The organism is Pseudomonas sp. NMS19W (assembly GCF_051554255.1).
Lineage (GTDB): Bacteria > Pseudomonadota > Gammaproteobacteria > Pseudomonadales > Pseudomonadaceae > Aquipseudomonas > Aquipseudomonas kribbensis.
The window spans coordinates 1,309,558-1,334,633 of the sequence record NZ_CP136718.1 but is presented as its reverse complement, the minus strand read 5'-3'; the positions used below and the strand labels follow the sequence as shown (position 1 = coordinate 1,334,633).

The window sequence follows — 25,076 nt, the reverse complement described above, 5'->3', positions numbered from 1 at the left end:
CCTTCAGCCGCCGACACCGTTGAGCAAAAACACCGGTTCTTCCAGATAATCAAGCCCCAGGCGGTTTTCGAACATTTCATCGCGCAGCGCCGCCGTGGTGAAACACCCAAGGTTCAGGGCCGTGGCCACCAGTGAAAACGTCTGGCTCAGGTGCCCGGCATCCATCAACGCCACCCGTAGCGCCCGGCTGAACTCGTACTTCCAGGCCAACCGCTCGACCCGCGCGGTGGACACGAACACCGCGGCCGCGTCCTTCACCCAGGGTTGCCCACCGCTTGCCTCGCTGATCCAGGTTCTAGGATCCTCCCGCGACAGCAATTCCAGTCCATGGCGGCGCACGGAGTAGTGGTAGAGCCCTCGCTCGAAACCCTGCACATTCATCAGCACCGCGTACACCTCGGTGGCTTGCAGCGAGCCGCCGGACGGCGAGGTTTTCTTCAGGAAAAAGTCACCCATGCCGTTCGGCTCCATCGCCGTCACGCCCCAGGTGTAATAAAGCAGCAGGGACAACTGCGTCGGGGTCAACGGCTTGCCACTGAACGCCCGAGACGTGCGCCGGGCGCACAGCGAATCGAGCAGCGTCGTCTCAGCGAGGGTCTCGCCAGGCACCAGCAGCGGATTTTCCAGAGCGATGAAGGGGTGAGAGTGATAGTCCTTGAACGATGACGGCTGACGCTGCTGCGAGGCCTTCTGTTCCAGCTCGGCCTCAAGCTCGACGACGCTGACATAGGGCGTCTGCAAACCGGTGCGGGTGCTGAGGTAAAACTCCAGCGCCGCTTCCCAGCGGGACCAGAGTTTGAGCGGTTGCCTGTGCGTCCTGTCCGACGGGCCTGCGACCGACTGCACAATCCCGTGACTCACCAGCGCCTGCAAAAAAGCCAGATGACTGCCCTGCTCCGGGCTGTTCAAAACGCCCGGCAGCATCAGCGCACTCTCAAGCGAATGCGGGGTCATGAAGTGGTTCAACAACGGCAGCAACGTCAGGCAGAAGTCCAGACTCAGGCCCGACTGCCGATCCCGCAGCACAAAGGATGAAGACCCGACACTGAACCACACGCTTTCCCTGAGTTTGAGCAACGAGCCGGGCTCGAGGGCCGGCATGTCCTGCACTGGCGGCTCGCGCCCCTGCCAGAACAGCACCCTGGGCTTGAGACGCTTGATGTCGCGAATCAGGACCTCCAGTTGCGCATCATCGGTTCTGTCGGCGATATCCCACTCCAGCGTCACCGCCCGGACGGGAGACACTGCAAACAACTGCGTCAACAGATCCCAGTCCCGACGCGGATGCCCGGTGTGGATTTCAATCAACCGGTCCAGCGGCAACGAACGCAGATAGTCTTTCAGGTCATAACCCAGCGCTTTGGCAGTGGCGATGGCGCTATCCAGATCCAGCAGAAACCCCGCACCGCTGCGTTGTACCACGGTGGAAATGAATTCGCCTTCCGACTGCTCGTGGGCGTCGACCAATGAAAACAGGCGTGGTGCGTTTTCCAGTACCAGCGGCGTCGCGGTCAGTGCTTGCAGTTCCAGGGCGTTGGCGACCACCGTGTCCGCAACTTCCGCCGCCAGGGTCGGCAAAATGAAGTGCTGGGTGTCACCGCCGTGAAACCGCGACCAGGAAATGTGCTCCGCCAGCCAGGGTGAGCGGGTTCTGTCGCACAGCCGTCGGGTCATCTGCAGAAACTCGCGATCCATCGCGATGCCTACACTGCCCAGAGACAGGCTGGAGGAATGCAGCAGACTGGGCGTCTGCTCCCCCACTTCAAGCAGTCGCGGCTCGAGGATGCTGTGGGTCGGCTGAAACTCCAGGTAATCGAAATGCGGCAGCCCTTCGGCGAGGATCCGTTCGAGGGCCGGATCGACTGCATGATCCGCCACCCGGTGACGGGGCAAGTGATACTCCAGCCCTACCCCGGCCTCGGGAAACCGCGAAGCATCGAACATCGTCATGATTGCCTCCCGGGCTCAGGCCGTCGCACCCAATACCGGTGGCGTCGTCGGCAATGGCGCCGCAGCGGCCAGCCGCCCGGCGTATCTGCTCTCCATGGCCCGCACCTCGGCGGCAAGGTTTTCCAGCAACTGGCGCCCATGGGGCGTGAAATCCTCACTGCCCTGAAGGTCGGGCAAGGCCCGGATCAGCCCACGCAGGATGAACAGCAGACGGTTCTGCGCCCGCTGCAATTCCTCGTCGGAACGCGACCGAACCCGCTCCATGTACTTGACCAGTGCGATGTACACGTAAAACGCATGAAAGTAGCCATACAGGTCACGTTTCTGACCCGACCACGGCAAGCTGAATGACGCCTCCTGAGAAGCACCAGGGTCGACAATCGCAGACACCTCGACGACGTGATAAAGCAACTGGTGAGTTGCCTCATGCACCAGGGATTCCTCAAGATCGAGGATCGAGTCGTCCCGGCTCGCCAGGAGGATGACGCCGGTGTAACGCGAAGCCGAACAACTGCGAAAAGAACCGTCCGGCAGGTAGCAAATCGACTTGATCAGAAACTTCATCTGTTCGCGGCAGGCCGGCCAGGTGTGCTCGATCCGCAACAGGGCAATCTTCACCACGTCAGCGAAGAACCGGCTGGAAACACTGCCGCGCTCCAGGCGCTTGCGGGTCGCCTCGTCTTCCGGGAATTCATAACTGGGCGGCGTGGCCTGCATGATCAGTGGATCGGCGTCGAAGCGGTAGACCGGCGGATCGTTCAGAACCGCGCCAGACTTGCTTCGGATCGTGACCCGATCGAGCATGTCAGGAAATTCGAGCAATGTTTTTTCCAGTTCGTCAGTACTTTCTGACTTGCCGACCAGAAAGTGATTGGTTAATCGAAAAGCCTGCCCGGTCCATATCTGAAAAACCGGATCATTGATAATCAAAGCCTGTTCACGGGGTGGCAGCAATACAAGTTCCACCGCCTTATCGAAAAACACCGACAACCTCGACTCCCCGGAAAACAGTTTGAACAACTCGGTATATAAAACCATGAAGACGGTGAAACGATTGCGACTGACATGTTCAAGTAAGACTTGAAACCTTGAATGTCTGTCGTCCGCGAGAAATGTGTTCCCTTTAAACAAGTCATCAACCGTCGAATCAAGTTCGCTGTGGTTTCCAATATCCATTTTTCAACCATCCATTCAGGCAGGCGGCAATGGTTTCGCCATGGTCAGACTGGCAATGTCATAGCCCAATTGTTCATAAAGACCACGCGCCGGCAGGTTGCGACCAAATACGTGAAGACGCATTTCCTCGCAATCGTTCTGACGCGCCCAGGTTTCGGCGGCCAGCATCGATTGCCGGGCATGACCCTGACGGCGCTCGCCGGGTTCGATGTAGATATCCAGAATGAAGGCAATCGGCTTTGCACCGACGTGCCTGCGGGCAATCCACAACTCACCGATGCGTCGCTGGTTGGCCCTGATCACCCAGAGCTGATGGTTTTCGGTCAGCCTTCCCTTGTCCAGCAACTGTGCGAAAGCCGCGGCGGATCGGTGTGGGGCCTCTGCCTGACTCCACTCTCCCGAGGCGACCATGCCCTGGGCGTATTCTTCGACCGCCCTTTCGGTAAACGTCACAAAGTCCGCGTCGTCCATGGGAATCAAGGTGACTGACATACGTCGCTCACTCCCTGTGCAAGCACTTTGCAATCGGGCCATTTGGCGCACACAGAGCCGGATCACCGCTCCATGACACGCCAAACAGCCCCCCGGGCATCAGTCCATCCGTGCCTGAATCTGTTGTTGCTGGTCAAATATCGCAGCCGCTCCCAGCTTGTCGCGAATACCCGCCCCGGCGGTGCCCAGTTTTGCTACATCAATACTCTTGACGGCGCCCAGTTCGGATGCGCTCAGATGCACACCGATGCCCTTGGCCGCGCCTTCAGCATCCTTGTGCAACTGTTCCGCAAAGTCCTTATCGATAAGGGCACGACCGACCACCGTCGCGAGACGTTCCTGATTCACTTTTGCAGGCATGTTATCTCTCCTTGTTGTCAATAATTAATCCTCTCGAGAGCGACAATTAACCTCCCTGCCCCTTTCGAGAATTCTGAATATAGCAATGCCTGTTTCCTTTGCCAGTTACAACACAACTTCCCGTTAAACCTTTTCACGATAAGCGATAACGCCAATTATTAAGTTGAACCGGCGATGACTGAGAGAGCCTTTATTGCAATAATTACTGTAGGTAATTTCCTACCACTAAAGAAATAAGCACATCCACAATCGCCATTAATAGAACACCATCGGAGCAACTCGTTAATACAAAACATAAACACGGGATTTCATTAAGAATGCGGTAAAAACGGAAAATAAAACCCTCACCGATTAGCGTTCGATAATCGCACACAACCCTGTTTACCCCGATTGAATACCCGTGCCGATCCCCCTCACCATTGCCCACACCAACAAAACCAATAAAAACAGGTTCACCCCCATGACCATGCGTCCTACCCGCTCGGGCTGATCCCGCCCTTCGTTTCATCGAGTCCGTTTCTTGTCTGCAACTTCCGGTTGCGGCTGCGAACTGCTTCATCCCAAACAATTAGAGAGACCCGAGCCCATGACACGTTCCACAACACCTTGCGCACTCAGTCTGATCGCTCTGGCACTGACCGGCATCGCTTTGCCTGTGGCAGCCGAAGAGACGGGCTTCATCGACGGTGCCAAGGCCGACCTGAACCTGCGAAACTTCTACATCAACCGCAACTTCACCAACCCGACCAAGGCCCAGGGCATGGCGCAGGAATGGACGCAGAGTTTCATCCTCGACGCCAAATCCGGTTTCACCCAGGGCACCGTCGGTTTCGGCATGGACGTATTGGGGCTGTACTCGGTGAAACTGGATGGCGGCAAAGGCACGGGGGGCACGCAACTGTTGCCGCTGGATCATGACGGGCGCCCGGCGGACACCTTCGGCCGCACCAACGTGGCGTTCAAGGCCAGGCTGTCGCAAACCGAAATCAAGGTCGGCGAGTGGATGCCGGTGCTGCCGATCCTGCGCTCGGACGACGGTCGCTCGCTGCCGCAGACCTTTCGCGGCGGGCAGATCACCTCGAAGGAAATCGACGGCCTGACTCTCTACGGCGGCCAGTTCCGCGCCAACAGCCCGCGCGACGACAGCAGCATGAGCGACATGTCGATGTTCGGCAAACCGGCGTTCACCTCGGACCGCTTCAACTTCCAGGGCGGTGAATACGCGTTCAATGACAAACGTACGCAGATCGGCCTGTGGAACGCCGAACTCAAGGACATCTACAGCCAGCAATACGTCAACCTGATCCACAGCCAGCCGCTCGGCGACTGGACCCTGGGCGCCAACCTCGGTTTCTTCTACGGCAAGGACGACGGCAGCGCCCGGGCCGGCAAGCTCGACAACAAGACCTGGTCGGGGCTGTTCTCCGCACGATACGGCGGCAACACCTTCTACGTCGGCCTGCAGAAACTCACCGGCGACAGCAACTGGATGCGGGTCAACGGCACCAGCGGCGGGACCCTGGCCAACGACAGCTACAACTCAAGCTATGACAACGCTCAGGAACGCTCCTGGCAAATCCGCCACGACTACAACTTCGCCGCCCTCGGCATTCCCGGCCTGACCCTGATGAACCGCTACATCAGCGGCGACAACGTGCACACCGGCACCATCACCGACGGCAAGGAATGGGGCCGCGAATCGGAACTGGGCTACACCGTGCAGAGCGGCACGCTGAAGAACCTGAATGTGCGGTGGCGCAATTCGACCATGCGCCGTGACTACAGCAATAACGAGTTCGACGAAAACCGGGTGATCGTCAGCTACCCGATCAACCTGCTCTAGAGGGCTGCGCCATCCGTCTGGATTCATGGATCGTCAGCCATCGTTGAGTACAGTGGATGCACCTGAAGGACTCAGGCGCTCCACCCTTCCCGCTTCCGTTATCTGTTGATGTTGGTCCCCCGGGACTTGAGCCAGGCTGTCACCGGAAGACACTGCCGATCATCGGAGGACCACCTCATGATCACTCGAGTCAAACCGGCTCCCGATTGGGATGCCAGGGCGTATCAGCAGTTTTCCCGTCTCAGGCAACAACCGGTCGATGAACTGCTCGGCCGCGTCGATCTGCACAATCCTCATCGCATCTACGACCTTGGTTGTGGCACCGGGATTGCCACGAAGGTTCTGGCAGATCGCTGGCCCGGAGCAGATATCAAGGGCATCGACAGTTCGCAAGACATGCTTCAGGTCGCCCGCTGTCTGCCGATCAAGGCGCGCTGGCAACACGCCGAGCTGCAACACTGGAAACCCCGCAAGCCGGCTGACCTGCTGTTCGCCGCTGCCGTACTGCATTTCATCGATGACCATCAAACGCTGTTGCCGGGATTGCTCCGCCACCTCAACCCTGGTGGCTGCCTGGCCGCGCATATGCCCGACTGGCGCGATGCGCTGTGGTATCGCCTGATGCTCGACACCCTCGAAGATGCCGGCCCCGGTGGCCAACCGCTGGGCAGCCCGCAACTGCGCCAGCGCGTGGCCGCGCGGCCGTTGTTGTCGCTGGAGGATTACTACCGTTTGCTCGCACCGCTGACCCGGTCGCTGGATATCTGGGAAACCGAGCAATTGCAGGTGGTCGACGGCAAGTCGCCGGTTTATGACTGGGTGAAAGTGTCGGCGCTGCGGCCGGTGATGCAGGGGCTGACGCCTGAGGAACAGGCGCGCTTCATCTATCACTACCTGATGCGGGTGCATGCGCATTATCCGCAGGAGGATAACGGGCATACGCTGTTTCCGTTCAAACGGATTTTCATTGTGGCCAAGGTGTGAAATTCAAAGGATCGCAACCTTCCACAGGCTGCGATCCCTAGAATTCAACGATTACTCGCGTGATTCGGTACCCAGTTCATCCCACACCGATTCGGCCAGATGAAACGTCGCATTCGCCGCCGGAATCCCGCAGTAGATCGCACTCTGCATGATCACTTCCTTGATCTCGCCACGGCTCACGCCATTGTTGGCCGCCGCCCGCAGGTGCAACTTGAGTTCGCCTTCGCGGTTCATGCCGATCAGCATGGCGATGGTGATCAGGCTGCGGGTGTGGCGCGGCAGGCCCGGACGGGTCCAGATGTCGCCCCAGGCGTGCCGGGTGATCATCTCCTGGAACTCCGAGTTGAACTCGGTCAGCGTGGTCAGGCTGCGATCGACATGGGCATCACCGAGCACCGCGCGGCGCACTTGCATGCCGTCGTCATAACGTTGTTTTTCGTCCACAGAAATCTCCTCAGACGACCAGCAGGAACGTCAGCACACGATCGCTGAACGCGTCGCCGGCCTGAACGTTGGAAAGATGTGCGGCATAGAACTCGGCGTACTCGGCGCCGCGCACATGCTCCTGAATGAAGTGCCCGCCGGACGGTGGCGTCACCGCATCTTCCGAGCCTGCGATCACCAGCAACGGAGCCGTGATCGACGCCAGTTGATCACGGAAATCCGCATCGCGTACCGCCGCGCAGTTGGCGGCGTAACCTTGAGGATTAGTGGCCGCGAGCATGTCGGTGATCTGCTTGGCCGCTGCCGGATTGGCCGCCGAGAAGTCCGGCGTAAACCAACGGGCAATCGACGCATCGCGCAACGCGACCATCGCCGCCGGGCCGTCGCGCAGCACGGTTTCGATGCGCGGATTCCACACCGACGGATCGCCGATTTTCGCCGCCGTGTTGCAGACGATCAGTTTGTTAAGACGCTGGCCGGCGTTGATCCCCAGCCACTGACCGATCAAGCCGCCCATGGACAGACCGCAGAAATGCGCGCGTTCGATGTGTAGCGCATCCAGCAGCGCCAGCACGTCGCGGCCCAGTTGCTCGATGCTGTAAGGGCCCGGTGTCACCAGCGACTGGCCGTGACCACGGGTGTCGAAACGCAGGACCCGAAAGTGCTCGGTGAACGCCGGCATCTGGGCGTCCCACATGTGCAGGTCGGTGCCCAGCGAGTTGGACAGCACCAGCACCGGCGCATCGACCGGGCCTTCCAATGAGTAATGCAGTTCGCCATCGGCGAGTTGAACGAAAGCCACAGCCCTCTCCTTTCAATCAGACAATGCGTTGTGTTCGGCCACCGCTCGCTCGACCCAGACCTGCGCCTGACCGAGGTAACGGGCGGGATCAAGCAAATGATCCAGTTCGGTTGCGCTCAGTTCGGCGGTCACTTGCGGTTCATCGCCGAGTACCGCACGCAGATGGCGTTGTTCGGCCACCGCCCGTTTACAGCATTGTTCGAGCAGATGATGCGCGGCGTCGCGGCCAACCCGTTGCGCGAGCACGATGCTCACCGCTTCGGCCAGCACCAGGCCTTGGGTCAACTCAAGGTTGCGGCCCATGCGCGCGGCATCGACTTCAAGACCCTCAGCCAGCAGCCGCGCCTGTTGCAGCGCGCCCGACACCAGGCAGCAGATGTCCGGCAGGGTTTCCCATTCGGCGTGCCACAGGCCGAGGCTGCGCTCGTGTTCCTGGGGCATAGCGCTGAACAGCGTCGAGACCAGACCCGGCACGCGGGTCGCTGCACCGATCAGCACCGCCGCGCCCACCGGGTTGCGCTTGTGCGGCATGGTCGAGGAGCCGCCCTTGCCCGGCGCCGACGGTTCGAACACTTCCGCCGCCTCGGTCTGCATCAACAGGCTGATGTCGCGGCCGAGTTTGCCGAGGCTGCCGGCGATCAGACCGAGCACTGCGCCGAACTCGACAATGCGATCGCGCTGGGTGTGCCAGGGTTGCTCCGGCAGGGTCAGATTCAGTTCTTCGGCCAGCGCACGGGCAATCGGCAATGCCTGTCCGCCCAGCGCCGCCAGGGTGCCGGACGCACCGCCGAATTGCAGCACCAGCAGTCGCGGCTTGAGTTCGCGCAGACGCTGACGGCTGCGGGTCACGGCACCGAGCCAACCGGCGATCTTCATGCCGAGAGTGACCGGCGTTGCGTGTTGCAGCCAGGTGCGCCCGGCCAATGGCGTCGCGGCGTGGCGCTCTGCCTGATCAGCAAGGGAGTCGGCCAGTTGCGCCAGCTCCGCTTCGATCAGCACCAACGCCTGACGCAATTGCAGCACCAGCCCGGAATCCATCACGTCCTGACTGGTGGCGCCCAGATGCACATAACGTTCGGCTTCAGCATCGGATGCCGCGATCCGTTTGCCCAACGCCTTGACCAGCGGGATCGCCGAGTTGCCCGCCGTAGCGATGGCTTCACCCAACGCGGCGAAATCAAACAGCTCGGCGCGGCAGGCGTTTTCGATTGCTGCCACAGCGCTCGCCGGAATCACTCCGACCCGCGCTTCGGCCCGGGCCAGCGCGGCTTCGAAGTCGAGCATCGCCTGCACCCGGCCTTGATCGCAGAACACCTCGCGCATTTCGCGGGCAGTGAAGTAGGCATCGAACAATTGATTGCCCGGTCGCTGAGTCATAAACAGTCCTTGCCGGCGCGGGCCATCGCGGCCCGCGCACTTCGGTTTAGAGATCGTGGTGCAAATACGCGGCCTGTTTCGGCAGGCGCAGGCTGAACAGGAACGCCACCGCCATCATCACCGTGACGTACCAATAGAAGGCGTTTTCCATGCCCCCGGCCTTGAGGCTCAGAGCCACATACTCCGCCGAACCACCAAAGATCGCATTGGCCACCGCATAGGCCAGGCCGACGCCAAGGGCGCGCACTTCCGGCGGGAACATTTCGGCTTTCACCAGGCCGCTGATCGAGGTGTAGAAACTGACGATCGCCAGCGCCACGGTAATCAGCACAAAAGCCAGGAACGGGCTGCTGACGCTTTTCAGGCTCAGCAGGATCGGCACGGTGAACAACGTACCGAGGGCACCGAACCAGAGCATCGAGTTACGTCGGCCGATCTTGTCGGCGAGCATGCCGAACAGTGGCTGCATGCACATATATAAGAAGAGCGCGCCGGTCATGATGAAGCTGGCGGTCTTGGCGTGCATGCCGGCGGTGTTCACCAGGTACTTCTGCATGTACGTGGTGAAGGTGTAGAAAATCAGCGAGCCACCGGCGGTGTAACCCAGCACAGTGATAAACGCGGCTTTGTGATCGCGGAACAGCGCAGCAATGCTGCCGGCGTCCTTGTGTTCACGGGTTTCCTTGTTGGTGGTTTCTTTCAGGGTGCGCCGCAGAAACAGCGAAATCAGCGCCGCCACCGCCCCGACCACGAACGGAATCCGCCAGCCGTAGGCCCGCAGTTCGTCTTCAGAAAGAAACTGCTGCAGGATCACCACCACCAGCACCGCCAGTAGTTGCCCGCCGATCAGGGTCACGTACTGGAACGAGGCGAAGAATCCGCGCTGGCCCTTGAGCGCGACTTCGCTCATGTAGGTCGCCGTGGCGCCGTATTCGCCACCCACCGACAAGCCTTGCAGCAGACGCGCGAACAGCAACAATACCGGTGCCCAGACGCCGATGCTGTTGTAGGTCGGCAGACAGGCAATGAGCAACGAGCCGAAGCACATCATCAGAATCGAGATCAGCATCGAATTCTTGCGCCCGTGCTTGTCCGCCACCCGGCCGAAGATCCAGCCGCCGATCGGTCGCATCAGGAACCCGGCCGCGAACACGCCAGCGGTGTTGACCAACTGCACCGTGGGGTTGTCCGAGGGAAAAACGCCGGGGCGAAATAGATCGCGCAGAAGGCGTAGACATAGAAGTCGAACCATTCGACGAGGTTGCCGGACGAGGCGCCGACAATCGCGAAGATACGCTTGCTGCGCTCTTCGCCGGTGTAATGGGTGGTGGTGGTTGTCATTGTTTTTCACTCGATAGGGACAGTGAGAGTCTAGACACACTTCGCAACAGTCCCGTTCCACATTGGATCAGCGACACACCTTCCCTGTGGCAGGGAAGGTGCAGTGTTCCTTCAATAATCGAAGAACACGGTTTCCGCATCAGTGCCCTGCAGGATCACATTCCACTGATAGACACCCTCTGCATCCGCCTTCGCCAGCAACGTAGTGCGGCGCTCGGCCGGTACACATTCGAGCAGCGGATCATTGACGTTCGCCGGATCGCCTTCGAAGTAGATCCGCGTCAGCAAGTGCTTCACCAGACCGCGCGCAAACACCAGCACCACCAGATGCGGCGCCTGGGTCGTGCCTTTCAGGCCTTCGACCGTGCCCGGTTTGATCGTGGTGAAACGGAAACGCCCTTCGGCGTCCACCGGCACCCGGCCGAAACCTTCGAAATTCGGGTCCAGCGGCTTGGCCTGTTCATCTTCCGGGTGATCGTATTTTCCGGCGGCGTTGGCCTGCCAGACTTCGAGCATGGCGTCGTTGACGACATCGCCATTGCCGTCCACCACTTGCCCTGTGATCGCCACGCGCTGGCCGAGGGTCAGTTCGTTGGCGAGGTTTTCGCGGTTCAGCCAGGTCAGGCCGATGTGGTAATACGGCCCGACGGTGTGGGACGTGGTCGCAGTCAGGGTCATCTCATTTCTCCATCGGCGTGGCTTCGCGGCCGCGCAGCACGATGTCCCAGCGATAAGCGAGGGCGTAGGACGGAATGGTTTTTTCCAGATCGAAAGCGGCGATCAGGCGTTCCTTGGCCGAGGTGTCCGGCACGCAGTTGTAGATCGGGTCGTAGGGCAGCAGCGGATCGCCGGGGAAGTACATCTGCGTGACCAGACGCGTCAGGATGCTCGGCCCGAACAGCGAAAAATGCACGTGGGCCGGGCGCCAGGCGTTGTGGTGGTTGCCCCATGGATAGGCGCCGGGCTTGATGGTCTGGAACTGATACCAGCCGTCGGCGTCGGTCACGGTGCGGCCGGTGCCGGTGAAGTTCGGGTCCAGCGGTGCGTCGTGCAGGTCACGGGCGTGGTTGTAGCGACCGGCGGCGTTGGCCTGCCAGATCTCCACCAGAATCCCCGGCACCGGCAGACCGTCTTCATCGAGCACACGCCCGTGAATAATAATCCGCTCGCCGAGCGGTTCACCCTGATGCTGGGCGGTCAGATCATTATCGGTGTCGGCCACTCGCTCGGCACCGATGGTCGGGCCGGTGATTTCCGACAGCGAGTGAGGCAGAAACACCAACGGCTTGGACGGTGAGCGCAGATTGGTGGATTGATAATTCGGGTGCAGGTACGGCGGCTGGGTGCCTTCCTGCGGGCGGCGGTAACCAGGCTTGTCAGTCATTTCGCTTTCCTCTGTTCTTGTTCGTCACGGCTTGCGTCAGACGCGTTCGATGGCCAGGGCCAGACCCTGGCCGACACCGACGCACATGGTCGCCAGACCTTTCTTGCCACCGGTCTTTTCCAGCTGATGCAGGGCAGTCAGCACCAGACGTGCGCCGCTCATGCCCAACGGATGGCCGAGGGCAATCGCCCCGCCGTTCGGGTTGACCTGGGTCGCGTCATCCGCCAGCCCCAGCTCGCGCAGCACCGCCAGACCCTGGCTGGCAAACGCTTCGTTGAGTTCGATCACATCGAAATCGCTGACCGCCACGCCGAGGCGTTCGGTGAGTTTGCGCACCGCCGGTACCGGGCCGATACCCATCACCCGTGGCGCCACCCCGGCACTGGCCATGCCCAGCACTTTGGCGCGGGCGGTCAGGCCGTGTTTTTTCACCGCTTCGGACGAGGCCAGAATCAGCGCGGCGGCACCGTCATTCACGCCCGAAGCGTTGCCGGCGGTGACGGTCTTGTCCGGGCCGTTGACCGGTTTCAGTCTGGTCAGGGCTTCAAGGGTGGTGTCGGCGCGAGGATGTTCGTCCTGGCTGACCACGGTTTCGCCTTTCTTGTGGGCGATCCGCACTTCGACGATTTCCTCGGCGAAGTAGCCGGCAGCCTGGGCGGCGGCCGTCCGTTGCTGACTGCGCAGGGCGAAAGCGTCCTGATCTTCGCGCGACACTTTATAGTCGTCGGCGACGTTGTCAGCGGTCTGCGGCATCGCGTCGACGCCGTACTGGGCCTTCATCAACGGATTGATGAAACGCCAGCCGATAGTGGTGTCTTCCAGTTTCATGTTGCGCGAAAACGCCGCATCGGCCTTGCCCATCACGAACGGCGCGCGGGACATCGACTCGACGCCGCCGGCAATCGCCAGCTCCATTTCACCGCTGGCGATGGCGCGGAACGCCGTGCCGATGGCGTCCATACCTGACGCGCAAAGGCGATTGAGGGTGACGCCGGGCACGCTCTCCGGCAGACCGGCCAGCAACAGCGCCATGCGCGCCACGTTGCGGTTGTCTTCACCGGCCTGGTTGGCGCAGCCGAGGAATACTTCGTCGAGGGCGCTCCAGTCCACCGACGGATTGCGCTCCATCAAGGCCTTGATCGGCACGGCGGCCAGGTCGTCGGCGCGAACCGCCGCCAGACCACCACCGAAACGACCGATAGGAGTACGAATTGCATCGCAGATATAAACGTCGCGCATCATGCTTCTCCCGGTGCCTGGCCGTGGGCCGCTGCGGTGCGGGCTTCGAGATCGCGCAAAGCGCTCAGCTCGACCTCGGTCGGTTCAGCAGTGGTGGCCACGCTGTCGGCAAAGCGGATGGCCCAGCCGGTGGCGGCGACCACTTGCTCGCGGGTCACGCCCGGGTGCAGTGCGGTGACCACGAACTCATTGGTGCCCTCTTCCGGCTCCATGATGCACAGGTCAGTGATGATGCCGACGGGACCTGCACCCGGCAGGCCCAGACGTTTGCGCGAATCGCCGCCCTCGCCATGGCCGACCGAAGTGATGAAATCGAGCTTGTCGACAAACGAACGCGCCGACTGTTTAAGGATGATCAGCACGCTTTTGGCAGAGCCGGCAATTTCCGGCGCACCACCGGCACCCGGCAGACGGACTTTCGGCTGGTGATAATCGCCAACCACCGTGGTGTTGATGTTGCCGAAACGGTCGACCTGCGCCGCGCCGAGAAAACCGACGTCGATGCGCCCGCCCTGCAGCCAGTAGCGAAAGATCTCACCGGTCGGGACGACGGTATCGGCGGTTTCCGCCAGTTCGCCGTCACCGATCGACAGTGGCAGTACGCTGGGTTTGGCGCCAATCGGGCCCGATTCGTAGATCAGCACCACGTCCGGTGACGAGGTCAGCCGCGCGAGGTTGGCGGCTTTCGAGGGCAGGCCGATGCCGACGAAGCACACCGAGCCGTTCTTCAGGCGACGGGCCGCGGCGACGGTCATCATTTCATTGGTGGTGTAAGTCATTACTTGGCCTCCGAAGCAGCGGCCAACTTGGCCTGGAACTCGCTGAAGTCAGCGCAGCCATGGATGAATTCGTTGATCCACGCGGTAAACGTCTCACGGTCGCGGGCGATCGGGTCCCACGCTTGATAGAAACGATTGTCACGCTCGGTGTAACCGTGGGCGTAGGACGGATGCGCGCCACCGGGTACATGGCAGACCGCGCTCAGGGCCCAGGTCGGCAGCACGCAGGCGTTCATCGGCGCGTTGAGGTTGTCGACGATTTCTTCGACGGTGACGATGCAACGCTTGGCGGCCAGGGCGGCTTCTTTCTGCACACCGAGGATGCCCCACAGCAGCACGTTGCCCTGACGGTCGGCCTTCTGGGCGTGAATCACGGTCACGTCCGGACGCACCGACGGCACCGCCGCCAGCACTTCGCCGGTAAACGGACAAGTCACGGACTTGATCAGCGGGTTGACCTTCGGCAGGTCGGAACCGGCGTAGGCCCGCAGCACCGCGAACGGCAGGCCGGAGGCGCCGGCGACGTAAGCGTTGGCCAGGTCGGCGTGGCTGTGTTCTTCGATTTCCAGCGCGTGGGGCCATTGTTTTTCGACCGCATCGCGCAGACGGTGCAGCGACCCCACGCCAGGGTTGCCGCCCCAGGAGAAGATCAGCTTGCGTGCACAGCCAGCGCCGATCAGTTGGTCGTAGATCAGGTCAGGCGTCATCCGCACCAGGGTCAGATCTTTCTTGCCCTGACGAATGATTTCATGACCCGCCGCCGTAGGGATCAGGTGAGTGAAGCCTTCGAGCGCGACGGTGTCGCCGTCATTGACGAATTGCTTCACCGCGTCGTGCAGCGAAAGGATCTCAGCCATGGAGCGGGCTCCCGTTTTTGTAGTGGATCGCCAGTGATAAAAAGGCGCGAGGTTGTGCGCCGGAGTCACTGAAGATTAAGCCGCTGATTTTCGCCAAACAATCCGATAATCGACTGAGTGTTCGGTTATCGAACAGATTGTTATCAACCTAATGATCGCCCCGAGTGCGGGGCGATCAATCCCGGTATCAGGTCGCGTCCGCGTGACTGACCAGCCCCTTGATCACTACCGCAGCCGTGGCCAGCCCGGCCGGGATCACCAGCGCTGTCAGCACCTGTTCGAAATTCCAGCCCAGGCCCAGCAGCGTCGCGCCCATCCATGCGCCGAGGATGGCGCCGAAGCGGCCGATCCCGAGCATCCACGACACACCGGTCGCCCGACCCTGGGTCGGATAGAACCGCGCGGCCAGCGACGGCATTGCCGATTGCGCACCGTTGACGCACATGCCCGCCACCAGTACCAGCGTCGCCAGCAGCGTGATGTTGCCCAGACTCTGCCCGACCGCGTAGGCAAACACCCCGGCCAGCAGGTAGAAAATGCCGATGACCTTGTGCGGATTGAACCGGTCCATTGCCCAGCCTACTCCGACCGCGCTCAACACCCCGCCGAACTGGAACAACGCGCCGATGAAGGCAGCCTGCTCCATGCTCGCGCCACTGTCGCGCATCAGGGTCGGCAGCCAGCTGGTCAGCAGGTACACGATCACCAGGCCCATGAAGTAGGTCAGCCACAGCAGCAACGTACCGACGCTGTAGGTGCCGGAGAAAATCACCGCGAACACATTGCGTGCCTTGACGGTTTTCTGCTCCGGCACGCTGAAACTTGCTGCCTGGGCAACAGTGGCCGGGTCGATCGGCGCGAGGGTCTTGCGCACTTTGTCGGTGCCACGGTTACGCACTACCAGGTAGCGCGCCGATTCCGGCAGCCAGAGCAGCAACACCACGGCGAGGATCAGCGGCAGAATCCCGCCGATCAGCAACAGGCTGTGCCAGCCGAACGCCGGAATCAGCTTGGCCGAGATGAATCCGCCACCGGCCATGCCGAGGTTGAAACCGCAGAACATGCTGGTCACGAGCAGCGACTTCTTGCGTTCCGGGGTGTATTCCGACAGCAGCGTGGTGGCGTTCGGCATGCCGGCGCCCAGCCCCAAACCAGTGAGGAAGCGCAGCACCAGCAATTGCTCGACGTTGGTGGCGTAGGCCGACGCCAGGCTGAAAGCGCCGAACAGAAAGACCGCGCCGAACAGTACGAATTTTCGCCCGAAGCGGTCAGCCAACGGTCCGGAGCCCAGTGCACCGAAGACCATGCCGATCAGCGCGGCGCTCATCACCGGGCCGAGGCTGGCGCGGTCGATGCCCCAGTCCTGGGACAGGGCCGGCGCGATGAAACCCATGGCCGCCGTGTCGAGGCCATCGAGGAACACAATCAGGAAACACAGAATCACCACCCGCCACTGATAGCGCGAGATCGGTTGGGCATTGATGAAGGACTGCACGTCGAGGCAGTGACCTACAGCGGACTGAGGCTGGTTCATTATTTTTATTCCACGCAAAAAACGCAGTCGAACGGCGACCGGCCAAAGACTGGCACGGACACAAGCATATAAGGAGGGAATCGGGCGTTGCGCTAAAACCGGCAACAGGAATGGGAGCGGCGACAGTCGGGGAACGTGCACATGGGAAGTTGCCTCTTGTCATTATTATGGGAGTCGACGATCCGGCGGGCTCATTCACAACAGCACCGGATGACGCTGCCGCGACATTAATGATCCGGGGGTTTTAGCGTCAATTCGATAAACGCAACTCTGTGCGTTTATCGAACAGCTTCATCAGGCGAACAACTGCGCGCTGAGGTCGCGACTGGCGCTCAGCAGACCCGGCAGAAAGCGCTGTTCAAGTTCGGTACGGCTGACGCGACCGGCATGGGTGCTGACGTTGAGCGCGGCCACCACCTGGCCGGAAGCGTCATACACCGGCACCGCAATCGAACGCAGGCCCTGTTCAAGCTCCTGATCGACGATGCACCAGCCCTGCTGCCGCACTTCCTGCAGACATTCGAGCAAGGACTCCGGGGTGTGCAGTGTGCGACTGGTCTTGGCCACCAGTTCGGCGTGGTCGAGGTACTCGCGCAGCGACGTGTCGTCCAGCGCCGCCAGCAGAATCCGCCCCATGGACGTGCAATACGCCGGCAGCCGCCCGCCCACCGACAGGTCCACCGAAATCAGGCGCTGGGTGGTGGCCGAGCGAGCGATGTAAAGAATGTCGTCGCCTTCCAGCGTGGCCATGTTGCAGGCTTCGTGCAGTTGTTCGCTCATGCGGTCGAGGTACGGCTGGGCGGAGACTGCCAGCGGCGTCGAAGACAGATAGGCGTGACCGAGGGTCAGCACTTTGGGCAGCAACGAATACGTGCGCCCGTCGGTGGTGGCGTAGCCGAGTTTGATCAAAGTATGCAGGCAGCGGCGTACGGCGGCGCGGGGGATTTCCGTACGGTGGCTGATCTGGGCGATGGTCAGGTGGCGCTTGCGCTCCTGAAACGCCTGGACAACGGCCAGGCCCCGGGCCAGGGAAGTCATGAAGTCCGGATCGCCGGTCAGGGCCTGGATGCGTTTGGCCGGCGAGGCGACGATCGGCGGCGCTACCGAGGTGAAGGAATTGCGCATTTGATCGTTCATGTCAGGTCCTTTTTTCTTGTTCGGATCAACGGCTATACAAGCGGCTCGCAGACAGATGCACAAGCGCCAGATCGCCAACACCGGGCGATTATCGAACCGTCGACCGATAATCGCAAACGCGCCCTCCGACCCGGATGAAGCGACTCTGTAAAGTTTCCAACGCGATATCATTCATGCGCCCGGCCCCCTTAGTTGATCGACTAAATGACGCCAGAAACACAACACCCGGAAACAACGACGCAACTACCGGTAAAAGTTGCGAGTCACAAAACAATCACACATCCGGAACCGTTTTTAACTTGGCAAAGATAGTCAATCCCGAATCGGCCGCTATAATGCACCTCAATGGCGTCGCACTTTTATTGGCCGTCGACGTCATTCGCTGAGGTAATGTCCATTGCCTTCAGCTCCGGCCAGCGCCTGATGATCATCACCCATGCACCGCCAGCGCGCTCGCTGAAACAGGAAACTGATGCTGCGTCAGTTTTAATCTGGTGCCGTAGCCGCCTGTAACATGGAAGTCTTGACCGCCCTGCCGATAACACCGCTGCCTGTTCAGGCCGCGTCTTGTTGGCGAACCGGTTCAATCGATTCGTTGCAGTGCGTTTCACCAGACATTTATCTCAACTCATACAGGTAGCACTGTGACGAAAGACGAACTGCGCGCGGAACTTGAGCGCCAGGAACAACGTTACAAGGAAGTTTACGGCGGGGAAGTCACCACCTACGCCGCTCAGCCCGAACCGGAACGCAAAGCCTGGCGTAAACGCCCCACCGTTCAGGATCAGGTCTTCCAGCAAGAACTGAAAAAAATGGAAGAGGAACTCAAAGCCGAAGAGCCTTGACGCCTTCCTTTGAGACTTTCGAGGGTAAGCGTACTCACCGGGTTACAAGCACGGTGGACTGACGATGCCTTGCGCGCCCGCTACCCGCGGGCAGCGGCCAACTCCCCTGTATTGCACGGGTTTGGAGCATGTCAGACACGTTTCTCAGATATTTCATACAAGCTTCTGCCCCCTTCCGCGCACCGGCCATTCAGCCGGAACTTCGCATTTTCCTTAAACAAATCAAAGCCTTACAAAACCCGGCAAAAAGCTTGGGTAATGCACCTTGATACAAATTAATTTGGCGAAGAAGGTTACCGATGAGCAGGTAGGGGATCGATTTCCAGTCTTTTCTGGCATAATCGCGCCCCCTTATGACCGGGTCAGAAAACCTTCATGATCGATTTATTCAGCGGACTGGATGCCTGGGTGCTTGTGAGCCTCCTGCTCGCCCTGACATTTGTCCTCGCCTTCGAGTTCATCAATGGATTTCATGACACCGCTAACGCGGTAGCCACTGTTATCTACACCAAAGCGATGCCGCCTCACCTGGCGGTGTTCTTCTCGGGCGTGTTCAACTTCCTCGGCGTATTGCTGGGCGGCGTCGGCGTGGCGTATGCCATCGTCCACCTGCTGCCGGTAGAACTGTTGATCAACGTGAACACCGGCCATGGTCTGGCAATGGTGTTCTCGCTGCTCGCCGCCGCCATCGCCTGGAACCTGGGCACCTGGTACTTCGGTATCCCGGCCTCCAGCTCCCACACCCTGATCGGTTCGATCCTCGGCGTCGGCCTGGCCAACGCCCTGATCAATGACATTCCGCTGGGTGATGGCGTGAACTGGCAGAAAGCGATCGATATCGGTGCTTCGCTGGTGTTCTCGCCGATGGCTGGCTTCCTGGTGGCCGCACTGGTGCTGATCGGCCTGAAGTGGTGGCGCCCGCTGTCGAAAATGCACAAGACCCCGGAACAACGCCGCAAGATCGACGACAAGAAGCATCCACCTTTCTGGAATCGCCTGGTCCTGGTGATGTCGGCCATGGCCATGAGCTTCGTGCACGGCTCCAACGATGGTCAGAAAGGCATCGGCCTGATCATGCTGGTCCTGATCGGTATCGTGCCTGCGCAGTTCGTGCTCGACCTGAACAGCACCACCTATCAGATCGAACGTACTCGCGACGCAACCCTGCACCTGAGCCAGTTCTACCAGCGCAACGCCGCCACCCTTGGCGAGTTCCTGGCCCTGGGCAAAAGCGTAGAAGGCGACCTGCCGGAGAAATTCCGCTGCAACCCGCAGCAGACCGAACCGACCATTTCCGCCCTGCTCCACACCCTCAAAGGTGTATCGGACTACCACTCGCTGCCGGCGGAAAGCCGCATCGAAGTGCGCCGCTACCTGCTCTGCCTGGACGACACCGCGAAGAAAGTCGCCAAACTCCCGGGCCTGGAAGCGCGTGAAAAGGCTGATCTGGACAAGCTGCGCAAAGACCTGACCACCACCACCGAATACGCCCCGTTCTGGGTGATTCTGGCGGTCGCCCTGGCCTTGGGCCTCGGCACCATGATCGGCTGGAAACGCGTGGTGCTGACCATCGGCGAGAAAATCGGCAAGCAAGGCATGACCTATGCCCAGGGCATGTCGGCACAGATCACCGCAGCGAGCATGATCGGCCTGGCCAACATCTTCAGCCTGCCGGTGTCCACCACCCACGTCCTGTCCTCGGGCGTGGCCGGCACCATGGTCGCCAACAAAAGCGGCCTGCAAGGCGGCACGGTGAAAACCATCCTGCTGGCCTGGGTCCTGACCCTGCCGGCCACCGTGGCCCTGTCGGCCGGCTTGTTCTGGCTGGCGTCGAAGGCGCTGGGTAGCTGATAGATCGTGGTAATGAAAAAGGCGTGATTCGAGAGGATCACGCCTTTTTTGTTGGCCGCGGTAAAGAGGCGCGGAAGATCAAGAGCGCCCTCACCCTAGCCCTCTCCCGGAGGGAGAGGGGACTGACCGTGTTGCTTGGGGGAGATACGCCGACGTGACGTTTCGAGGTGAACTCCGGTTTTAAAACGCATTCAACTCGACTCCTGCTTCATCTGCTCTTGCTTTGGCTTCCCACCACTCAACACGATGAGCGTTAGCTCGAGTACCGCTTTTGACGTGCCGGCCCCATCGGAAGGCTGAGTGGAGGGATTTATCCGGGGGTGGGCGCGTAGCGCCGTTCGACGAAGTCGAACACATCGAGAGGAGGTGCAGCGAAGCAAACCGGAGGCGATGCCCCCGGATGAATCCCGGAACGAAGGAACACCGAGCCCTAGCGAGGTGCCGTACGCCGGGGCCAAGCCTTTTGGTTACTTTGGGGCGTTTGCCAAAGTGACTCGCCGTAAGGGCGAAACCGCCAGCCCCAACACCCGAAAAAACGGATATTCACAAAAAACACCCAAAGCATGGTCGGCCCAAAGGCCGCCAAGACACAAAAAAAGGGCAACCGAAGTTGCCCAAAATGCCTTGCGTGCTCATCAAACCCGGAAGAACTAAGGCTTCTTGCGCTTATTCGCATCCTTCCAGATAAAAAATCCAAACCCTGCAAAAAACAGAACCATGAGCCCCACCGTCAGAACCCCGGCAAACACCACGTTATCGAAAAACATGACTGGCCTCCTGGCCCCTGCTTTGCTGCGATGGAGCTAAGTTAACCAATCAGGCAGGCGCAGGAATTGACCGGGATCAATACCGGTCAAGGTGCGGAGGAAAGGAAGGGAAATAACTGACCTGCATCAACGGATACAGGGGGAGATCAACGCTTTTTCGGTTTGTTTTTCGACTTTTTCTTCGGTTTTCCCAGCGGCATGGCCTGTTCGAAGGCCTTGCGCACTTCATTCAGGCGTTTTTCGTTGAGGTCGTGAACCCGCTTGGCGCGTTCGGTGCTGAGGTCGATCAGTTTGTCGTCTTGGCTCATGGCGTTCGATGCATCGCTTGGACTGAATCACAACTGCCGGATCGCCGACAGGACTGCGCCAATAATGCGGCCTCACGCCGGCGCTGACCAGTCATCGACGTACAACAAATCGTGTATTCAAGACGCGGTGGTCGAGCAGCCTCAAATCTCGATGTCGACCCACAGGCCCTGACGCGGCTGGTCTTCCATCAGCGGCACCACCGGCACGGTGTTGTCGGCATTGAGTTCGGTGCCCGGCACGGCGAGGTGTTCTTCCGGATCTTCGTCGGCTTCGCGCTTGCGACGCTCACGCTCCTGCTGGCGGCGCTGCTCTTCGCGCAGCAGATAACCATCCTCTTCAGGATCGCGCTTTTGCAGGTCGATCGTGCTTTCGTTGGAGCTTTCCTGCACCGGCACCACCGGGGAATGTCCGGCCGCTGGCGGATCGGGTCCTGCTGGGATGTGATCGGCACGGCGCTCAGGGGGAGCATCGGTGGCAGCATATGAAGGGTCTCCTGTCAGCAGGCTATCGGCTGCGGCATCGGGGCCTTGAGCCATCGGTCGCAAACTTGTGACCGGGTTGGCACTCACAGGTGCCCAGGCTCTGCTTAAAACTGACAGATGACCGCATTTGCCCTCACTTGCGGCTTGCAGCTAAAAGCTCGCCACTGCTCCTAATCCTTTGGCCTCAGGGCCTCATTCCGTTAAGATAGCCCGCTTTTTCAAGGTGGGAGTCAGGCAGCATGGCGCAGCAGTATCAACCGGGGCAACGCTGGATCAGTGACAGCGAAGCAGAGCTTGGTTTAGGCACCGTTCTGGCACAGGACGGCCGCTTGTTGACCGTGCTTTACCCGGCCACTGGCGAAACCCGCCAGTACGCGCTAAGGAATGCGCCTTTGACCCGCGTGCGATTCTCGCCGGGCGACTCCATCACTCACTTCGAAGGCTGGAAGATGACCGTGCGCGAAGTCGAGGATGCCGATGGCCTGCTCGTCTACCACGGTCTGAACGCCGAGAACGAAGCCGTCACCCTGCCGGAAACCCAGCTGTCGAACTTCATCCAGTTCCGTCTGGCCAGCGACCGTCTGTTCGCCGGACAGATCGACCCGCTGTCGTGGTTCTCCCTGCGCTACCACACCCTGGAACACACCAGCCGCCAGTTGCAATCCGCGCTGTGGGGCCTGGGCGGCGTGCGTGCGCAGCCGATCGCGCACCAGTTGCACATTGCCCGTGAAGTCGCCGACCGCATCGCGCCACGGGTATTGCTGGCGGACGAAGTGGGTCTGGGCAAGACCATCGAAGCCGGCCTGGTGATTCATCGCCAGTTGCTCTCCGGTCGCGCCAATCGCGTGCTGATCCTGGTGCCGGAAAACCTCCAGCACCAGTGGCTGGTGGAAATGCGCCGGCGCTTCAACCTGCAGGTTGCGCTGTTCGACGAAGAACGCTTCATCGAAAGCGATGCCTCCAACCCGTTCGAAGACACCCAGCTGGCCCTGGTGGCCCTGGAGTGGCTGGTCGAAGACGAAAAGGCCCAGGACGCGCTGTTCGCCGCCGGCTGGGACCTGATGGTGGTCGACGAAGCGCACCACCTGGTGTGGCACGAAGACAAGGTCAGCCCGGAATACTCCTTGGTCGAGCAGCTTGCCGAGACGATCCCGGGCGTGTTGCTGCTCACCGCCACCCCGGAACAACTGGGTCAGGACAGCCACTTCGCCCGTCTGCGCCTGCTCGACCCGAACCGTTTTCATGACCTGGCCGCCTTCCGTGCCGAAAGCGAGAACTATCGCCCGGTGGCCGAAGCCGTTCAGGAACTGCTGGACAAGGGCCGCCTCTCGGCCGAAGCGCACAAGACCATCCACGGTTTCCTTGGCAACGAAGGTGAAGCCCTGCTGACCGCCGTCAACGATGGCGACAGCGAAGCCAGCGCCCGCCTCGTGCGCGAACTGCTCGACCGCCACGGCACCGGCCGTGTGCTGTTCCGCAATACCCGCGCCGCCGTGCAGGGTTTCCCGGAGCGCAAACTGCACCCGTACCCGCTGCCGTGCCCGGACGAATACCTCGAACTGCCACTGGGCGATCACGCCGAGCTGTATCCGGAAGTCAGCTTCCAGGCCCAGCCGGACGCCAGCGAAGAAGAGCGCTGGTGGAAATTCGACCCGCGCGTCGAATGGCTGATCGATCAGCTGAAAATGCTCAAGCGCACCAAAGTGCTGGTGATCTGCGCCCACGCCGAAACCGCAATGGACCTGGAAGACGCCCTGCGCGTACGTTCCGGCATTCCGGCCACGGTGTTCCATGAAGGCATGAACATCCTCGAGCGTGACCGCGCCGCCGCCTACTTCGCCGACGAAGAGTTTGGCGCACAGGTGCTGATCTGCTCGGAAATCGGCAGTGAAGGTCGCAACTTCCAGTTCGCTCACCACCTGGTGCTGTTCGATCTGCCGTCGCACCCGGACCTGCTGGAGCAGCGGATCGGTCGTCTGGACCGGATCGGCCAGAAACACATCATCGAACTGCACGTGCCGTACCTGGAAACCAGCCCACAAGAGCGCCTGTTCCAGTGGTATCACGAAGCACTGAACGCGTTCCTCAACACCTGCCCGACCGGCAACGCCTTGCAGCATCAGTTCGGCCCGCGCCTGCTGCCGCTGCTGGAAGAGGCTGACGACGGCGAGTGGCAGACGCTGATCGACGAGGCGCGCACCGAGCGCGAGCGTCTGGAAGCCGAGCTGCACACCGGTCGTGACCGTCTGCTGGAGCTGAACTCCGGTGGCGCCGGCGAAGGTGAAGCGCTGGTCGAAGCGATTCTGGAACAGGACGACCAGTTCGCCCTGCCGATCTACATGGAAACCCTGTTCGACGCCTTCGGCATCGACAGCGAAGACCACTCGGAAAACGCCCTGATCCTCAAGCCGAGCGAGAAGATGCTCGACGCCAGTTTCCCGCTGGGCGACGACGAAGGCGTGACCATCACCTACGACCGCAACCAGGCGCTGTCGCGCGAAGACATGCAGTTCATCACCTGGGAACACCCGATGGTGCAGGGCGGCATGGACCTGGTGCTGTCCGGTTCGATGGGCAACACCGCTGTCGCGCTGATCAAGAACAAGGCGTTGAAGCCGGGCACCGTGCTGCTGGAACTGCTGTACGTCAGCGAAGTGGTTGCGCCGCGCTCGCTGCAACTGGGCCGTTACCTGCCGCCGGCCGCCCTGCGCTGCCTGCTCGATGCCAACGGCAACGACCTGTCGGCCCGTGTGGCGTTCGAAACCCTGAACGATCAGCTGGAAAGCGTGCCGCGCGCCAGCGCCAACAAGTTCATTCAGGCCCAGCGCGATCAGTTGACACCACGGATCAACGCCGGTGAAGACAAGGTCACCCCGCGTCACGCCGAGCGCGTGGCCGAGGCCCGCCGTCGTCTGGCAGCCGATACCGACGAAGAACTGGCGCGCCTGACTGCGTTGCAGGCGGTCAACCCGACCGTGCGCGACAGCGAGCTGGTGGCCCTGCGCAAACAGCGCGAGCAAGGCCTGGCCATGCTCGACAAGGCTGCGCTGCGACTGGAAGCAATCCGGGTGCTGGTCGCAGGCTAAACCGCCCTGCTCCATCGCCAAAAACGAAAAAGGCCCG

The 25,076-nt window shown here is 60.9% G+C and carries 21 protein-coding genes and 2 pseudogenes; 5 read left to right on the top strand and 18 right to left on the bottom strand.

All coding sequences use genetic code 11. From position 1 onward, the window contains the following. Window positions 1–3: 3 nt before the first annotated feature. The 4 genes from R1A29_RS06015 to R1A29_RS06000 form a co-directional block, all read right to left on the bottom strand. On the bottom strand, window positions 4–1,950 hold the full coding sequence (locus tag R1A29_RS06015; RefSeq protein ID WP_438300917.1) for a multinuclear nonheme iron-dependent oxidase: 1,947 nt from the start codon (window positions 1,948–1,950) through the stop codon (window positions 4–6). 15 nt (window positions 1,951–1,965) lie between these two features. Continuing rightward, the gene (locus R1A29_RS06010) at window positions 1,966–3,126 is read right to left on the bottom strand and encodes an aKG-HExxH-type peptide beta-hydroxylase (protein ID WP_438300916.1); all 1,161 of its coding nucleotides are present in this window, start codon (window positions 3,124–3,126) and stop codon (window positions 1,966–1,968) included. A 15-nt stretch (window positions 3,127–3,141) separates the two neighbouring features. Continuing rightward, on the bottom strand, window positions 3,142–3,618 hold the full coding sequence (locus R1A29_RS06005) for a GNAT family N-acetyltransferase (RefSeq protein WP_438300915.1): 477 nt from the start codon (window positions 3,616–3,618) through the stop codon (window positions 3,142–3,144). 99 nt (window positions 3,619–3,717) lie between these two features. After that, window positions 3,718–3,978, bottom strand: a complete 261-nt coding sequence (locus tag R1A29_RS06000) for an Os1348 family RiPP precursor (protein ID WP_265812098.1) — start codon at window positions 3,976–3,978, stop codon at window positions 3,718–3,720. A 586-nt stretch (window positions 3,979–4,564) separates the two neighbouring features. Here R1A29_RS06000 and R1A29_RS05995 point away from each other — a divergent pair. Both R1A29_RS05995 and R1A29_RS05990 read left to right on the top strand, forming a co-directional pair. Continuing rightward, complete coding sequence (locus R1A29_RS05995; protein ID WP_438300914.1) at window positions 4,565–5,821, top strand: OprD family porin; 1,257 nt, start codon at window positions 4,565–4,567, stop codon at window positions 5,819–5,821. A gap of 177 nt (window positions 5,822–5,998) precedes the next feature. Next, window positions 5,999–6,805, top strand: coding sequence for a methyltransferase domain-containing protein (locus R1A29_RS05990; RefSeq protein WP_438300913.1), 807 nt, complete (start codon window positions 5,999–6,001; stop codon window positions 6,803–6,805). Window positions 6,806–6,856: 51 nt separating this feature from the next. Here the strand turns inward: R1A29_RS05990 and pcaC are convergent, their stop codons facing one another. The 11 genes and pseudogenes from pcaC to pcaR all read right to left on the bottom strand — a co-directional run bounded on the left by pcaC (window position 6,857) and on the right by pcaR (window position 17,699). Further along, window positions 6,857–7,249 carry a 4-carboxymuconolactone decarboxylase gene (gene pcaC, locus R1A29_RS05985; protein ID WP_011332825.1) on the bottom strand — a complete coding sequence of 131 codons (393 nt, stop codon included), beginning with the start codon at window positions 7,247–7,249 and terminating at the stop codon, window positions 6,857–6,859. A 10-nt stretch (window positions 7,250–7,259) separates the two neighbouring features. Beyond that, window positions 7,260–8,051: a 3-oxoadipate enol-lactonase gene (pcaD, locus tag R1A29_RS05980; protein WP_438300912.1), complete on the bottom strand. Its 792-nt coding sequence runs from the start codon at window positions 8,049–8,051 to the stop codon at window positions 7,260–7,262. Between the two features lie 12 nt (window positions 8,052–8,063). After that, window positions 8,064–9,428, bottom strand: a complete 1,365-nt coding sequence (locus R1A29_RS05975) for a 3-carboxy-cis,cis-muconate cycloisomerase (RefSeq protein ID WP_438300911.1) — start codon at window positions 9,426–9,428, stop codon at window positions 8,064–8,066. A 46-nt stretch (window positions 9,429–9,474) separates the two neighbouring features. Next, a pseudogene (locus tag R1A29_RS05970) lies at window positions 9,475–10,769 on the bottom strand (MFS family transporter). 111 nt (window positions 10,770–10,880) lie between these two features. Then, the gene (gene pcaG / locus R1A29_RS05965) at window positions 10,881–11,447 is read right to left on the bottom strand and encodes a protocatechuate 3,4-dioxygenase subunit alpha (RefSeq protein ID WP_438300910.1); all 567 of its coding nucleotides are present in this window, start codon (window positions 11,445–11,447) and stop codon (window positions 10,881–10,883) included. A 1-nt stretch (window position 11,448) separates the two neighbouring features. Beyond that, on the bottom strand, window positions 11,449–12,153 hold the full coding sequence (pcaH, locus tag R1A29_RS05960) for a protocatechuate 3,4-dioxygenase subunit beta (protein WP_007957831.1): 705 nt from the start codon (window positions 12,151–12,153) through the stop codon (window positions 11,449–11,451). A gap of 36 nt (window positions 12,154–12,189) precedes the next feature. Continuing rightward, window positions 12,190–13,395 (bottom strand): 3-oxoadipyl-CoA thiolase, encoded by a 1,206-nt coding sequence (pcaF, locus tag R1A29_RS05955; protein ID WP_438300909.1) that lies wholly within the window; start codon window positions 13,393–13,395, stop codon window positions 12,190–12,192. Next, window positions 13,392–14,171: a CoA-transferase subunit beta gene (locus tag R1A29_RS05950; RefSeq protein ID WP_265812106.1), complete on the bottom strand. Its 780-nt coding sequence runs from the start codon at window positions 14,169–14,171 to the stop codon at window positions 13,392–13,394. The genes pcaF and R1A29_RS05950 overlap by 4 nt, the downstream gene beginning before the upstream one ends. Next, entirely contained in the window at window positions 14,171–15,028 is an 858-nt protein-coding gene (locus R1A29_RS05945; RefSeq protein ID WP_438300908.1) for a CoA transferase subunit A, read from the bottom strand. The genes R1A29_RS05950 and R1A29_RS05945 overlap by 1 nt, the downstream gene beginning before the upstream one ends. A 187-nt stretch (window positions 15,029–15,215) precedes the next feature. Continuing rightward, window positions 15,216–16,562 carry an MFS transporter gene (locus R1A29_RS05940; protein WP_438300907.1) on the bottom strand — a complete coding sequence of 449 codons (1,347 nt, stop codon included), beginning with the start codon at window positions 16,560–16,562 and terminating at the stop codon, window positions 15,216–15,218. A 294-nt stretch (window positions 16,563–16,856) separates the two neighbouring features. Then, entirely contained in the window at window positions 16,857–17,699 is an 843-nt protein-coding gene (pcaR, locus tag R1A29_RS05935; protein WP_007963153.1) for a pca regulon transcriptional regulator PcaR, read from the bottom strand. Between the two features lie 644 nt (window positions 17,700–18,343). Here pcaR and R1A29_RS05930 point away from each other — a divergent pair. Further along, window positions 18,344–18,544 carry a hypothetical protein gene (locus tag R1A29_RS05930; RefSeq protein WP_007957826.1) on the top strand — a complete coding sequence of 67 codons (201 nt, stop codon included), beginning with the start codon at window positions 18,344–18,346 and terminating at the stop codon, window positions 18,542–18,544. Between the two features lie 375 nt (window positions 18,545–18,919). Continuing rightward, window positions 18,920–20,395: an inorganic phosphate transporter gene (locus R1A29_RS05925; RefSeq protein ID WP_085712967.1), complete on the top strand. Its 1,476-nt coding sequence runs from the start codon at window positions 18,920–18,922 to the stop codon at window positions 20,393–20,395. A gap of 650 nt (window positions 20,396–21,045) precedes the next feature. On the opposite strand, the gene ccoM is transcribed toward R1A29_RS05925, so the two are convergent. The 3 genes and pseudogenes from ccoM to R1A29_RS05910 all read right to left on the bottom strand — a co-directional run bounded on the left by ccoM (window position 21,046) and on the right by R1A29_RS05910 (window position 21,952). Continuing rightward, window positions 21,046–21,162, bottom strand: a complete 117-nt coding sequence (ccoM, locus tag R1A29_RS05920; protein WP_007959205.1) for a cytochrome c oxidase subunit CcoM — start codon at window positions 21,160–21,162, stop codon at window positions 21,046–21,048. A 146-nt stretch (window positions 21,163–21,308) separates the two neighbouring features. Next, window positions 21,309–21,470 (bottom strand): hypothetical protein, encoded by a 162-nt coding sequence (locus tag R1A29_RS05915; RefSeq protein WP_167443762.1) that lies wholly within the window; start codon window positions 21,468–21,470, stop codon window positions 21,309–21,311. A gap of 141 nt (window positions 21,471–21,611) precedes the next feature. After that, window positions 21,612–21,952: pseudogene (locus R1A29_RS05910) on the bottom strand (aspartate-semialdehyde dehydrogenase). 240 nt (window positions 21,953–22,192) lie between these two features. On the opposite strand from R1A29_RS05910, the gene rapA reads away from it, so the two are divergent. Next, window positions 22,193–25,039 (top strand): RNA polymerase-associated protein RapA, encoded by a 2,847-nt coding sequence (gene rapA / locus R1A29_RS05905; protein WP_438300906.1) that lies wholly within the window; start codon window positions 22,193–22,195, stop codon window positions 25,037–25,039. Window positions 25,040–25,076 lie beyond the last annotated feature (37 nt).

Bases quoted from the DNA above. Each gene is read 5' to 3' on its own strand.
- R1A29_RS05995 (WP_438300914.1), top strand. From the start codon at position 4,565: ATGACACGTTCCACAACACCTTGCGCACTCAGTCTGATCGCTCTGGCA.
- pcaH (WP_007957831.1), bottom strand. From the start codon at position 12,153: ATGACTGACAAGCCTGGTTACCGCCGCCCGCAGGAAGGCACCCAGCCG.
- R1A29_RS05940 (WP_438300907.1), bottom strand. From the start codon at position 16,562: ATGAACCAGCCTCAGTCCGCTGTAGGTCACTGCCTCGACGTGCAGTCC.
- pcaF (WP_438300909.1), bottom strand. From the start codon at position 13,395: ATGATGCGCGACGTTTATATCTGCGATGCAATTCGTACTCCTATCGGT.
- R1A29_RS05945 (WP_438300908.1), bottom strand. From the start codon at position 15,028: ATGGCTGAGATCCTTTCGCTGCACGACGCGGTGAAGCAATTCGTCAAT.
- R1A29_RS05950 (WP_265812106.1), bottom strand. From the start codon at position 14,171: ATGACTTACACCACCAATGAAATGATGACCGTCGCCGCGGCCCGTCGC.
- ccoM (WP_007959205.1), bottom strand. From the start codon at position 21,162: ATGTTTTTCGATAACGTGGTGTTTGCCGGGGTTCTGACGGTGGGGCTC.
- R1A29_RS06015 (WP_438300917.1), bottom strand. From the start codon at position 1,950: ATGACGATGTTCGATGCTTCGCGGTTTCCCGAGGCCGGGGTAGGGCTG.
- R1A29_RS05990 (WP_438300913.1), top strand. From the start codon at position 5,999: ATGATCACTCGAGTCAAACCGGCTCCCGATTGGGATGCCAGGGCGTAT.
- R1A29_RS05925 (WP_085712967.1), top strand. From the start codon at position 18,920: ATGATCGATTTATTCAGCGGACTGGATGCCTGGGTGCTTGTGAGCCTC.
- R1A29_RS05915 (WP_167443762.1), bottom strand. From the start codon at position 21,470: ATGAGCCAAGACGACAAACTGATCGACCTCAGCACCGAACGCGCCAAG.
- R1A29_RS06000 (WP_265812098.1), bottom strand. From the start codon at position 3,978: ATGCCTGCAAAAGTGAATCAGGAACGTCTCGCGACGGTGGTCGGTCGT.
- pcaR (WP_007963153.1), bottom strand. From the start codon at position 17,699: ATGAACGATCAAATGCGCAATTCCTTCACCTCGGTAGCGCCGCCGATC.
- rapA (WP_438300906.1), top strand. From the start codon at position 22,193: ATGGCGCAGCAGTATCAACCGGGGCAACGCTGGATCAGTGACAGCGAA.
- pcaG (WP_438300910.1), bottom strand. From the start codon at position 11,447: ATGACCCTGACTGCGACCACGTCCCACACCGTCGGGCCGTATTACCAC.
- R1A29_RS05975 (WP_438300911.1), bottom strand. From the start codon at position 9,428: ATGACTCAGCGACCGGGCAATCAATTGTTCGATGCCTACTTCACTGCC.
- R1A29_RS06010 (WP_438300916.1), bottom strand. From the start codon at position 3,126: ATGGATATTGGAAACCACAGCGAACTTGATTCGACGGTTGATGACTTG.
- R1A29_RS06005 (WP_438300915.1), bottom strand. From the start codon at position 3,618: ATGTCAGTCACCTTGATTCCCATGGACGACGCGGACTTTGTGACGTTT.